We start from the raw sequence: 13,050 nt of genomic DNA, 5'->3' as shown, positions 1-13,050 counted from the left end.
TTTCTCTTCCCACCCTTCCCATTTTTGTGTAAAATTTTAAATAGTGATGAAGTTTCGAGGTGAATGGAAATGAAACGAATAGATCTCATTTTTAATGCAATACAAGAAGGAAATTATACAGAAGGTGTAACCGCATCAGAACTCGCTACATTTCTACAACTAGATCGCGCCAATGTAAGTAGCGACTTAAACAAACTTGTAAAAGATAAACGGTTATTAAAAACAAATACGCGACCTGTTCGTTTTTACATAGAAACGAACACTTCGTTGGAAACGCATTCAAAAGACATAACTTCATTAGATACATTTGCAATTGAAAATACGAGCCTTAAAATCGCAATTGAAAAAGCGAAAGCTTCTATTCTCTACCCTCCAAACGGTATGCATACTTTACTACTGGGAGAAACAGGGGTCGGAAAGTCTATGTTTGCTTCTTTAATGCACGAATATGCAATTGAAGTTGAACAGCTTCCCAAAAATGCACCATTTATCGTCTTTAACTGTGCTGATTACGCAAACAATCCACAACTACTACTTGGACAGTTATTTGGGATTAAAAAAGGGGCTTACACAGGTGCAAGTGATCAAAAAGGATTAATTGAAAAAGCTCATGAAGGAATTCTCTTCTTAGATGAAGTACATCGTCTGCCTCCAGAAGGCCAAGAAATGCTTTTCACCTTTATCGACCGCGGAGTATACCGCCGCCTTGGAGAAACAGAGAACGAGCGTAAAGCACAAGTATTAATCATTACTGCAACAACAGAAGAACCAAATTCATTTTTATTAAAAACATTTACAAGACGTATACCGATGACTATCACGCTGCCACCACTTCGTGAGCGTACACATAAAGAGCGCTTTGCTTTACTACAACTATTTTTTACAAATGAAGCAATTCGTCTACGAAAAGAAATTCACGTTAGTCCGAATGCAATGCGTGCTTTCGTCTTTTACAATTGTCCCAATAACATCGGTCAATTAAAAACGGATGTACAAATCGCCTGTGCGAAAGCCTATTCTGAATTCGTAACAAAGAAACGTGATTCTGTCTATGTTTCAAGTACAGACTTACCTTGGTATATGAAAGAGGGGCTGTTCATCGAAAGAAAGAGCCGTCACTTATACCAAATACCAAATGAAACATTTGTATTTACAGGTGATGAAGGTTGGAGTAATCATAAAACAGAAGATGAAAAACGCTCTTCTATTTACGATTATATTGACTATAAATACGAAGAACTTCAAGCACGTGGTATTGAAGAGGAAGAATTAGAATTACTAATAGAAAATGATGTTCAAAGCTTTTTCGTACAATATTTTAACCAAATATCAAAAAAAACAAGCCATGAAAATGTTTTTAAAATTGTGGATCGTAATATCGTTTCCGTATGTGAAAAAATAGCGGAACTTGCTGAAAAGCATTTATCTAAGACGTTTGATGAAAAAGTATTTCTCGCTTTAAGTTTACATGTACAGACAACTCTACAACGTTTACAAAGCGGAAAACAAATATATCACCCACAATTAAATCAAATTCGTACGAAATATAAAGAAGCTTTTTCCGTAGCCATGCAATGCATTCAACTACTGGAGGAAGAATTACAAATAACAATGCCTATTGATGAAGCTGGCTTTTTAACAATGTTCTTCGTTGTTGATCCAATTCCTGCCTCACAAACAGAAGTAAAAGTATTAATATTAGCACACGGTAATGGCATCGCAACTGAAATGGCAAACGTTGCAAACGAACTTCTCGGCATTGAGGAAGTAACCGGTATTGATATGCCGTTACACGAATCACCGAAAGATTTCTTAGAGCGTGTGAAAGTTTATATGAAAACACTCCAAAATGTAAATGGGCTTCTTTTACTTGTTGATATGGGGTCACTTGCTTATATCGGTGACATATTAGAAACGGAATTCAAAATTCCTGTACGTGTTCTCTCGATGACGAGCACACCACATGCACTAGAAGCAGCTCGAAAAGCTCAGCTCGGTTATTCATTAGATGCGCTATATGAAACAGTAAAAAATTTAACACCGTTTTACTTAAACGTACAAGAAGAAAAGAAAAAACCTCTCTCTCCAATGAAATCTGTTATTTTAACAGCTTGTTTAACTGGTGAAGGAAGTGCTTTAGCTATTCAAAAAATGTTAGAGAACTATTTACGATTTGATAAAGACTTAATTGAAATTATTCCGATTAGTATCGTCCATGAAAAAGATTTAACGAAAATGATCGAGAACATAAAAAAAGAGCGTAACATCATTTGTATCGTTACGAATTTCGATGTGCAAGTACCATGCTTAACATATCATTTCCAAGACATCGTAAACTACACAGTGATTCAGCCCATTCAAGAATTAATTACGTATGAAGAAACATATGCAAAAATGGCGGATATTCTTGAACAACAAATGCAACGTAACGATGGGGCATTACTGATTAAAACAATTCGTTACGCATTAAATACAATCCAAGAATTAATTTCCTTACAGCTAACTCCTGATAGCTTAATGGGTGTTATTCTGCATATGAGCTGTATGGTTGACCGTCTTCAAAAAGGAGAAAGCCTTCTTCCTCACCCTGATAAAGAGAAAAGAAGACAAGATGAATACTGGATGTATATGAAAGTAAAAAAAGCATTGCAACCAATTGAAAATACATTTGAAATACAAATACCTGATGACGAAGTATTTTACGTTATGGACTTCTTTATTAAAAATCAACCTGTGAAAAATTAATCGAGGCAATTTTTAAAAATATCGACCGTAACGCAAGTTATATCCGCGATTATTGAAATATATCGGCGTAACGCGAGTTATATCAGCGATTTTCAAAATATATCGATTTACCGACAATAATCGCTAAAACTAGCACCTTATATAATGAGAAAAGGCTGTTCCAACATATGGACAGCCTTTTCCTCTACTTCTTTACTTTTCTAACTCGCCCTCTTATTTCTCCTCTTTTTTGTGATTTCGTATGAACATTAACATATACGTTTGCTTGAATAATTTCTTGAAGTAAATGTACAAATGATTTCCCTTGTAAAGGTCCCTCAAAATCCTCCACATTCACTACACCAGTAATACTTCCCTCGTTCAAGCTAATCCCTTGCTCCAGTGGACCATACAAATATAAAACAACAGGACCAATTTGAGTAGACTTCCCTAAATGAATTTGACACGATGTAACCTTTTCTATATTTTTTAGTATTACTCTGTAATGCAATTTCGTTAAATCATCACTAAAAATAAACTCTGCTACCCCAAAAGCTTCTGTATTTACAGGAGGCACTTCCCTCTTACCTGTTAACCTGGCAAAGAAATGTGTTGTCATAAGGCATTCTCCTTATATAAATTTCCCAGCACTACTTCTACTACTTTATGGTTTAGACATAATCATTTATGACTTTTTCAATTTTAATTACAAAGAAAAGATTCACAAAATCTTTACATTGAAATTGTTCCTTTAGATTTACAGTCTCTTGTATAATGCACATAGAAAAAACATTATGGGGGGTTCCATTGAAAACTAACAAATACACTTTTCAAATATTATTAGAGATTTTTCTCGTCTCATTTAAATTAGGACTTACTTCATTCGGCGGTCCTGTCGCTCATCTCGGCTATTTTCACCACGAATACGTGCAAAAAAGAAAATGGATGGATGAACGAAGCTATGGAGATTTAGTAGCGCTATGTCAATTCCTTCCTGGTCCTGCCAGCAGTCAAGTCGGTATGGGGGTTGGATTATTACGGGGCGGGCTTTTAGGAGCTATTATTTCATGGATTGGATTCACTTTACCGTCTGTCCTTGTTTTAGTTTTCTTCGCCTCATTCCTTAATCAGTTCGATCTTGGGAGTGCTGGCTGGATTCATGGACTAAAACTTGTAGCAGTCGCTATTGTCGCTCACGCCATATGGGGAATGGCGCAAAAGTTAACTCCAGATCGCAACCGTGCGACGATTGCGATTGTAACTGCCGCAATCGCCTTATTATGGCCAAGTAGCTGGACGCAAGTGATCCTCATTATAATATGTGGCTTTATCGGCTGGTTTTTATATCGCAACCAACCAATTAGCCAATCTCAGCATATAAAAGTACCTATTTCAAAAAAGATAGCAGTTTCTTGTCTCGTCTTATTCTTTGGACTCTTACTACTGCTACCGATATTAAGACCTTTCTCTTATTACATCGCTTTATTTGATAGTTTCTATCGCTCTGGCGCACTTGTATTTGGAGGAGGACACGTCGTGCTGCCCCTTCTTGAAGGTGAGTTCGTACAAAACGGCATGATGACGAAAGAACAGTTCCTAGCTGGATACGGATTAACACAAGCAGTACCAGGACCACTATTTACATTCGCCTCGTATATAGGAGCAGTGTTAAACGGGACGCTTGGGGCAATACTCGCAACAATTGCGATTTTCCTCCCTGCTTTCTTACTCGTTATTGGTGTTTTACCATTTTGGAACAGTGTGAGAAAAATATCATTCATACAAGGCGCACTACTTGGTGTTAACGCCGCAGTTGTTGGTATTTTAATTGCCGCTTTTTACGATCCCATTTGGACGAGTACAATTATAAATACTTCAGATTTCGTTTTCGCTTCGCTTCTTTTTTGCTTACTAGCTTTTTGGAAAACACCACCTTGGGTTATCGTTATACTCGGAGCCTTTGGCGGATATATTCTGTCCATTTTATAAATAGAAAAAACGACGGCATGATGTAGCCGTCGTTTTTCTATTAGAACTTCACAAGCTCTATTCCTTCTGGCAACTCACTCTCTGTTAAAATACGCAATTCCTTCACACGATCCATTACGTAAGAAGAACGCTTCACAAGCTCTGGATCAATATAAGCTGGATGAACCATAATTTCTACCGTTTGTTCACCTTGTACTCTTTCTTTTAACTTCACAAAGTAATCTTCCGTCACACCATCCGCATAAAAGTCACTGTAAAACACATCAGAAAATGGATGCACCGTTCTATCTTCCTCACAACGACGAATCGGAACATTATATTTAGCCGCTAATCTCTCAAGAACATCATGTAAAATCGGTAAACCATGCACATGATGATGACTATCTAAATGAGTTGGTGTTAATCCGTAAGATAAAAACTTCTCAATTTGAGCAGTCCATTCTCTCTCAACTTCTTCTGGATTTATATTCCCTTCCCTTACAACACTTTGTTTATGAAACGATCCGTCGCTACCTACAAGTGATGGTACGTCTCCAAGAAGTGGTTCCCCTGCTGTTAATACGAGATGTACTCCTATCCCTAACGTTTTATACTCTTTTGCTAAGCGTACCGCATGCTCTGTTCCTGGCATATTCATCATCATCGTCGTTGAATTTACAAGTCCATTTATATGCCCATCAATAATGCCGTAATTTGTACCTTCTGTAAGACCGAAATCATCTGCATTTACAATTAACTTAATCATCATAATACCTCCTAATAGAATAAAAAAAGCGGGCTAAATAGCGCCGCTTTTACTTCTCTACCTTTTTAAAGAACTGTGGAAGATACTCTTTATGTGCTTCCAACATTTCATCTAAAATTTGTTTTGCAACTTTATCTGATGGTACAAGTGGATTGATTGTCATAGCAAGCAGCGCCTTATGATAATCCCCTGTAACAGCAGCTTCAATTGTTGTGCGCTCGAATGATTTAATTTGTTGTACTAAACCGCGAACTGGTACTGGAAGATCTCCAACTGCAATTGGTTTTGGGCCTTCTTTCGTAATAATACAGTTCACTTCAACAGCTGAATCATGTGGTAAGCTTGCAATTGTTCCGTTGTTTCGTGTATTAACAGGCTGGATATCACCTTTATTATTGTAAATAGACGTAATTAAGCTACATGCTGCATCACTATAATAAGCTCCGCCACGTTTTTCTAATTGTGGTGGTTTAATATCTAAGTTTGGGTCTTTATATAACTCAAATAAATCATTTTCTAATTGTTTTACTACTTCTGCACGTGTACCTTTTTCAACAGAAGCCTCTTTCTCTTCTTCTAACATTTCACGTGTTTTGTAGTAGTAACGATGGTATGGACATGGAATTGCACGAAGGCCGCGAATAAAGTCTGGTTCCCAGTTAAGCGCTGCGATATTTTCCATCGTAATTTGCTTTTCTGGATCTGTCACAAGCTCTAACACACGATCCATTACACTTACGCCATCTAAGTATACATCTAGTCCGTATACCATATGATTTAAACCTGCGAAATCAACGTGGACACGACTTGCATCTACTTCAAGTAATCTTGCAAGACCCATGCGGATTCCGATTGGAACGTTACATAGACCAACTACTCTTTGAATATTTGTATAACGAAGGACAGCCTCTGTTACCATACCAGCTGGATTTGCAAAGTTAATTAACCATGCATTCGGACAGAGCTCCTCCATATCTTTACAAATATCTAAAATAACAGGAATCGTTCTCAACGCTTTAAATAGACCACCAGGACCATTTGTTTCCTGACCGATTACATCATATTTTAACGGGATTGCTTCATCTTTTGCACGTGCTTCTAATAAACCAACGCGAAGTTGTGTTGTTACGAAGTCAGCATCTTTTAATGCCTCACGGCGATCAAGTGTTAAATGTACCTCGATTGGTAAACCTGATTTTTTCACCATACGTTTTGCTAAGTTACCAACGATTTCTAACTTTTCTTTTCCTGCCTCAATATCTACTAACCAAATTTCACGAACAGGAAGCTCATCATAACGCTTAATAAATCCTTCAATTAACTCTGGTGTATAACTAGATCCACCGCCGATTGTAGCAATTTTAATTCCAGTCATGCTTTATTCCCCTTTCGCTTCAAGCTTTTTATAAAGATCGATAAACTCTGCTGCTAATTCTTTCACTGTAATCGCATTCATTAAATGATCTTGTGCGTGAATTAAAAGAACACTAACCTCTGTTTTTTCTCCTCTTGCTTCTGATTGTATGAGCTCTGTTTGGAAATGATGCGCTTCATTAATCGCTTCTTTTGCCTTTACCATCGCTTCATCTGCTTCTACCATTTTCCCCTGTTTGGCAAATTGAAGTGCCTCCATCGCAAAGCTTCGTGCGTTACCACTATTTAAAATCAATTGGAATGGAATTTGTTCTGCTGTAGTCATCATAATTACCGCCCTCTCTATTATGGTTCAACCGATTTACATACCCCTTCAGTTTGAACATTTCTATTACATTATTATTTTATGAATGATAGTTTGGTGTTCTTGTAGATGGATTTCATCTTTTTGAACATGATATAAAGGTGATTGTTCTCACAGATAGTGTTATCTGTGAGAACAATTACTATGTTACATAGGTACAGAGTTATTATTTCCTTGTGCTGCTGCTTTTTCAGTACGAACAACAGAACGATCGCATAATACAACAAATGGATAATAGATTACCATCGCAATTACAAAGTTGAATAACTGTAGGAGTGCACCTGAAAGATGTCCACCTGTTATAAGATAACCACTAATAATTGGTGGTGTTGCCCATGGAATTATCCCAACTGTTTTTGGTACCCAGCCAATAGATATAGCTGTATAAGAAGTAATTACTAATACAATTGGTGTTATGATAAACGGTAAGAATAAAACTGGGTTTAAAATAATTGGTGTACCAAAGATTACTGGTTCGTTAATGTTAAATGCACCAGGACCAATTGATAAACGAGATACACCGCGTAATTGTGCACTTTTCGCTACAAGTAACACAACTACTAAGAACGCTAATGTTGCACCAGAACCACCAAGATATACGAAAGTATCAAAGAATGGTTTTGTAACAATGTTTGGAACATCAAATGCAGATGTACCACCTTTGAATAACTTCATGTTTTCCTCTAATGCCGGTAAGTATAATGGCTCAATAATACCACCAACGATATTTGGACCATGTAAACCGAGGAACCAAAGAAGATGAACAAGGATTACAATGATAATTGCACTTGGTAATGTCCCTGCTAAACTTTGCAGTGGTGATTGAATCGTATTAAAGATAAATTCATGAACACTTGTACCAGCTAATTTCACTGCTAATTGAATACCTGCAACTACTGTTAAGATAACAAATGCTGGAACTATAGCTGCGAACGATCTTAAAACTGCTGGTGGTACTCCATCAGGCATTTTAAATGTAATGTTTCTTTGTACAAAGAAACGGAATACTTCAGTAACAAGGAGCGCCACAATAATTGCTACGAATAACCCTTGTGCACCTGTCCAAGCTAAGCTCAATCCGCCTTCTTTCGGTGTTGTTGGCGTAAGAATAATTAACGCACCAAATGAAATAATACCTGCTGACAAACCATCAACGCCGTAAGATTTTGCTAAGTTATAACTTGTTGTAAATGCTATGATTAGTGCTAGAATCGCGAAAGAACCCGTCCACATTCCACCGCCGACTTGTTTCCACGTTTCACCAAACATACCTTTCATGAAATCTTGGAAAGCTTCAGACGGAAAACCATTAATTAGTGATGCCAGTGCACCAACTAAAATAAGTGGCATAACTGCAATAAATCCGTCACGGATTGCAGCTAAGTGACGTTGCGATCCGATTTTACCAGCGACAGGAACAATATATTTCTCCATAAATGCAATAAACTTTTGCATTTCGCTTCCCCCCTAATTATTTTTTAAGTGTTAATGCGTGATCTAAAACTGCTTCCCCATTCATCATGCCGTAGTGCATTGGATTGATAACGTCGATTCCAACGTTTCTCTCGTCAGCAAGCGTTTTCATTGAAGAGAGCATGTAACGAACTTGTGGTCCTAGTAATAATACATCTGCTTGATCGATATTCGTTTTTACTGCATCCCCAGATACAGCCCAAATCTTGCCTTCTAAACCGCGAGCTTTTGCAGCCGCTTCCATTTTTGTAACTAGTAAACTTGTAGACATCCCTGCTGAGCAACATAATAAAATATTCATTTGAAAATCCCCCTTGTGTAGTATAAAAAATTTATGTTTATTTATTTTTCTTTACGCTATTTATTAATGCAATTAGCGTGCCAACTTTTTAAAACCACTAAAATCAGTGCTTTTTCGAGCATTTTCTTTGTGTGTTAACGCTTTCAATTAGTGTGTCGTCCAAAAAACACACATTGTGTTATAAAACAACACGCTTTTAGCACATAACTGTATGAAAATAGATTAGTGTTTAGTTGTCTAGTTATGTTTAATATGAAAAAACACTAAAAAAATTTTTTTATCGTAGAAATCTAGTAAAAAACAACATTTTCTTGAGCTCAGTCTTCTATCTATTCTATTGTCCAAGCACACTCTACTAAATTACATAAAATAAAATAGAATAAAATAAAATAACACAATTCGAAAGGGGATTCCTATGCCAAAACATAGAAAACAAAGCAAAATAAAGATTTATAGAATAACAAGCTATAAAAAGGACAAGCGTTCTGAATTAGACTCTGACAAATTTGAACTAGAACAGCAGGACAAGCATGATACACAAGACAAACAGGACAAACAGAATGAGCAGAATAAGCAAGATAAGCAAGTACAATCGGAAAATGTAATTATAGTACCTACAGATTCACACAGCTTAGATGTGTGGGATGAAATTTCTCTAAAGGAAATACAAGCTGGTGAACATAAGAACCTATTTGAAGAAAAGAGTAATTATCAAAATATTAATTTAGTCCAAGTAAACGATGTTCGATTATACTTGGACAAGCAACTACAATTTAGTTCCGTTGATGAGCAAATTTATCATGAAGCACTTGTACATCCAATTATGTCAAAAGTAATTGATCCAAAACGTGTTCTCATATTAGGTGGTGGCGATGGTCTTGCCTTACGAGAAGTTTTGAAATATGAAACTGTGCTACATGTAGACCTTGTTGATTTAGATGAGGCGATGATTAATATGGCACGTAATGTTCCAGAAATAGTATCTTTAAACAAAAACGCTTTTTTTGATAATCGAGTGAACGTGCACGTATGCGATGCAAAAGAATTTCTAAATTCACCTTCATCTTTATATGATGTAATCATTATTGATTTTCCAGACCCAGCGACAGAGTTGCTAAGTACTTTATATACAAGCGAACTATTTGCTCGTATAGCTACATTCTTAACAGAAGATGGTGCTTTCGTCTGTCAATCTAATTCACCTGCTGATGCACCTCTAGTATATTGGAGTATCGGTAATACAATTGAACACGCTGGATTAACTGTGAAAAGTTATCATACAATAGTTCCTTCTTTCGGAACTGACTGGGGATTTCATCTTGCTACTAATTCTGCACATATACTCGATCAAATTGAACAATTATATGTAGTACCAAATCCTCGAACATTGCCTTCTCTTCTTTTTCCTTTATTCCAATTTAAAGAAGAACATCTAGAACAACGTAACCTCGCTCTCTTAAATTCAGAATCAAATCTTATCTTACATCAATGCTACAAACAGGAAATGAAGTTTTGACGATATTAATAGTAAGGAGTGCTGCCCTATGGAATACTCTACCTTTGGCAAGCATATAATAGTGGATTTATGGGGAGTGGATTTTTCCCTATTAGATGATATTCACTTTTTAGAATACCATTTAGTTAACGCTGCAGATTGCTCTGGTGCCCATGTTTTAAACGTAAGTAAAAAAGAGTTCCAGCCATATGGTGTTACTGTATTAGTGTTATTATCAGAAAGCCATCTTTCCATTCACACTTACCCGGAACAAAATTTTGCAGCTATTGACTGTTATACTTGCGGTACAACCGTTGAACCACAAATAACGATTGATTATATCGTAAATATATTAAAACCGGAACGGATGCATATAAAAAGATTAATTCGTGGTATAGGAGAAATTGTTACTGCCGATTAATTATAACTCTTACTCATCTGAAAAAAGGAGGATTGTAAATACCATCAGTGGGATGAACATTCCACTGATGGTACAGGCACATACATAAAATGAAATTTTAATTACTGGGAGTTTTACTGCCCGTTAATTCGAGATAAAAAAACCTTGCATAAGCAAGGTTCATTCATCCACCGACATCTTCCTATATAACTCTACAAACTCACTCGCTAATTCTTTCACCGTAATTGCATTCATTAAATGGTCTTGTGCGTGTACCATTAAAAGAGTAACTTCGGTCTTCTCGCCACCAGCTTCTTTCTGGATAAGCTCCGTTTGTACACGGTGCGCCTCTTTTAATTCCTCTAGTGCTTCTTGTAATTTAGCTTCAGCTTCTGTAAACTCCCCACGCTTCGCACAATCAATTGCTTCCATTGAACAACTTCTCGCGTTTCCTCCATGCAAGATTAAATGAAAAGCTTTCGTCTCTATCGTATCCATTTTAGTTATTTACTCCCCCTTTTCTTCCGCCAGTTTTTGTTTATCCCATATTTTTAAGAACGGTAAATAAATGAAGAATGCTAGCGCAAAGTTAACAAGTTGCAAAATAACACCTGAAATTTTCCCGCCCGATCCTAAATATCCACTAAAAAGAATAGGTGTCGTCCAAGGTACAGCGGCCCCACTCGGACGTGCGACCCATCCCCATTCCATTGCAAAGTAAGAAACAATTGTTAACACAACTGGAACTAATATAAATGGAATTAGTAAAAGTGGGTTCATTACAATCGGCATACCAAAAGTTACCATCTCATTAATATTAAATATACCAGGTGCAATTGACAATCTCCCTAAACTTTTTAATTGTTGACTTCGTGCAAATAGTAACATTCCGACAACTAGAGCAAGCGTTGCACCAGAACCGCCCATATAAATCCATAAGTCAAAAAACTGTGCCGTAATTGTATTTGGTACATCTTGCCCAGCTTGAAAAGCAACTCGGTTTTGATCCATTAACGACAACCAAACGGGGCTCATTACACCACCAACAATAGTAGCACCATGAATTCCACACGACCAAAGAACATGAACGAGAATAACTGCTATTATTGCGCCCCAAAGACTAGCACCAAGTACACTAAGTGGTTCCTGTAAAATTTGTCCTACGATATTATGGATACTGCCAAAAGAAGTATTTTCTATAATTAAGCGTAAAATCCAAATAACTGTTACAACAATAAATCCTGGAACAAGTGCGGCAAATGAACGCGTGACAGCTGGTGGAACTGTCTCTGGCATCTTTATAATTATCTTTTTTTGTACAATAAACCGATAAAGTTCAGTAGATATAAGTGCAATAATCATTGCTACAAATAACCCTTGGCTTCCCATTAATGCTGCTGGGATAGCGCCTTCTACAAGTACACTCTCTTTTGTACTTGGTATAATATATGCAACTTGAAATGGAGTCGCAAGTAAAAACGTCACAAGCGACAATGCCCCGGATGCTAAAGCATCCACTTTATAATACTCTCCAAGCCTGTAAGCGATTCCAAAAACAGCTATTAAAGCCATTATATTAAAAGTTGCACTAACTGGATACCCTAAAGCTCTCTGCCAATTCTCACCAAACAAACCTGCCATAAACTCGTTATATCCAGGTATCGGCAGTGCACTAATAATGAGGAAAAACGATCCAATAATTAAGAAAGGCATCGTTAAAATAATTCCATCTCGAATTGCTTGCAAATGCCTCTGCTCTGCAACCTTCCCTGCTACCGGCATCACGTACTTCTCTAAAAACCGTATCATCTATCCCACTCTCCTCATGGTTTCATTGACAAAGCTGCTTGCAAGATAGCTTCTCCATTACAAAGTCCGTAATGAACGGATTGAATGACATCAACAGGTATCCCTTTATCCTTACATAATTCTTTCATTTTCGGTAATAAATAACGTACTTGCGGTCCAAGTAAAAGGACATCAGCTTTATCAATATGACTATTCACTTCAGAACCTGATACTGCCCAGATTTTTACTTCTATCCCTCTTGCCTCTGCTGCTTTCTCCATCTTTGTAACAATCAAACTGGAAGACATTCCCGCTGCACAGCAAAGCAAAATATTCATTCCGCTTCCCTCCCCCTTTTTCTAAACCTAAGTTATGGTGCATCCCTTGCCACCACTAG

13 protein-coding genes are annotated in these 13,050 nt (G+C 37.0%); 4 read left to right on the top strand and 9 right to left on the bottom strand.

Annotated elements, in window-relative coordinates; genetic code table 11:
- Positions 1-69: 69 nt before the first annotated feature.
- Entirely contained in the window at positions 70-2,745 is a 2,676-nt protein-coding gene (locus ATL10_RS07625; protein ID WP_110496673.1) for a sigma-54-dependent transcriptional regulator, read from the top strand.
- A 184-nt stretch (positions 2,746-2,929) separates the two neighbouring features.
- Here the strand turns inward: ATL10_RS07625 and exsM are convergent, their stop codons facing one another.
- The gene (gene exsM / locus ATL10_RS07620) at positions 2,930-3,343 is read right to left on the bottom strand and encodes an exosporium regulatory protein ExsM (protein WP_000207046.1); all 414 of its coding nucleotides are present in this window, start codon (positions 3,341-3,343) and stop codon (positions 2,930-2,932) included.
- A 188-nt stretch (positions 3,344-3,531) separates the two neighbouring features.
- Between exsM and ATL10_RS07615 the strand changes: the two genes are divergently transcribed.
- Positions 3,532-4,713, top strand: coding sequence for a chromate transporter (locus ATL10_RS07615; RefSeq protein ID WP_098361575.1), 1,182 nt, complete (start codon positions 3,532-3,534; stop codon positions 4,711-4,713).
- 40 nt (positions 4,714-4,753) lie between these two features.
- On the opposite strand, the gene chbG is transcribed toward ATL10_RS07615, so the two are convergent.
- From chbG to ATL10_RS07590, 5 genes are all read right to left on the bottom strand, one after another.
- The gene (chbG, locus tag ATL10_RS07610) at positions 4,754-5,458 is read right to left on the bottom strand and encodes a chitin disaccharide deacetylase (RefSeq protein WP_097846187.1); all 705 of its coding nucleotides are present in this window, start codon (positions 5,456-5,458) and stop codon (positions 4,754-4,756) included.
- Positions 5,459-5,507: 49 nt separating this feature from the next.
- Positions 5,508-6,833: a 6-phospho-beta-glucosidase gene (gene celF, locus ATL10_RS07605; RefSeq protein ID WP_000145762.1), complete on the bottom strand. Its 1,326-nt coding sequence runs from the start codon at positions 6,831-6,833 to the stop codon at positions 5,508-5,510.
- A 3-nt stretch (positions 6,834-6,836) separates the two neighbouring features.
- On the bottom strand, positions 6,837-7,160 hold the full coding sequence (locus tag ATL10_RS07600; RefSeq protein ID WP_000989059.1) for a PTS lactose/cellobiose transporter subunit IIA: 324 nt from the start codon (positions 7,158-7,160) through the stop codon (positions 6,837-6,839).
- A gap of 183 nt (positions 7,161-7,343) precedes the next feature.
- Positions 7,344-8,651, bottom strand: a complete 1,308-nt coding sequence (celB, locus tag ATL10_RS07595; RefSeq protein ID WP_110496671.1) for a PTS cellobiose transporter subunit IIC — start codon at positions 8,649-8,651, stop codon at positions 7,344-7,346.
- A gap of 16 nt (positions 8,652-8,667) precedes the next feature.
- A complete protein-coding gene (locus tag ATL10_RS07590; protein ID WP_001023569.1) occupies positions 8,668-8,970 on the bottom strand; it encodes a PTS sugar transporter subunit IIB in 303 nt (100 codons plus the stop codon).
- Positions 8,971-9,385: 415 nt separating this feature from the next.
- Between ATL10_RS07590 and ATL10_RS07585 the strand changes: the two genes are divergently transcribed.
- Both ATL10_RS07585 and speD read left to right on the top strand, forming a co-directional pair.
- Positions 9,386-10,486, top strand: a complete 1,101-nt coding sequence (locus ATL10_RS07585; protein WP_097846185.1) for a polyamine aminopropyltransferase — start codon at positions 9,386-9,388, stop codon at positions 10,484-10,486.
- Positions 10,487-10,514: 28 nt separating this feature from the next.
- Positions 10,515-10,886 carry an adenosylmethionine decarboxylase gene (gene speD / locus ATL10_RS07580; RefSeq protein ID WP_016513236.1) on the top strand — a complete coding sequence of 124 codons (372 nt, stop codon included), beginning with the start codon at positions 10,515-10,517 and terminating at the stop codon, positions 10,884-10,886.
- A gap of 159 nt (positions 10,887-11,045) precedes the next feature.
- On the opposite strand, the gene ATL10_RS07575 is transcribed toward speD, so the two are convergent.
- From ATL10_RS07575 to ATL10_RS07565, 3 genes are read right to left on the bottom strand one after another with little or no spacing between them, the layout of a single operon-like run.
- Positions 11,046-11,363 (bottom strand): PTS sugar transporter subunit IIA, encoded by a 318-nt coding sequence (locus tag ATL10_RS07575; protein WP_000379645.1) that lies wholly within the window; start codon positions 11,361-11,363, stop codon positions 11,046-11,048.
- Positions 11,364-11,372: 9 nt separating this feature from the next.
- Positions 11,373-12,674 (bottom strand): PTS cellobiose transporter subunit IIC, encoded by a 1,302-nt coding sequence (gene celB / locus ATL10_RS07570; RefSeq protein WP_000617789.1) that lies wholly within the window; start codon positions 12,672-12,674, stop codon positions 11,373-11,375.
- A 14-nt stretch (positions 12,675-12,688) separates the two neighbouring features.
- A complete protein-coding gene (locus tag ATL10_RS07565; RefSeq protein ID WP_001023543.1) occupies positions 12,689-12,991 on the bottom strand; it encodes a PTS sugar transporter subunit IIB in 303 nt (100 codons plus the stop codon).
- Positions 12,992-13,050 lie beyond the last annotated feature (59 nt).

Source organism: Bacillus sp. 196mf (genome assembly GCF_003217275.1).
Taxonomy (GTDB): Bacteria; Bacillota; Bacilli; order Bacillales; family Bacillaceae_G; genus Bacillus_A; species Bacillus_A thuringiensis_S.
Note: the sequence above shows the minus strand (reverse complement) of the source record. Positions and strands in the feature narration are given on the sequence as shown.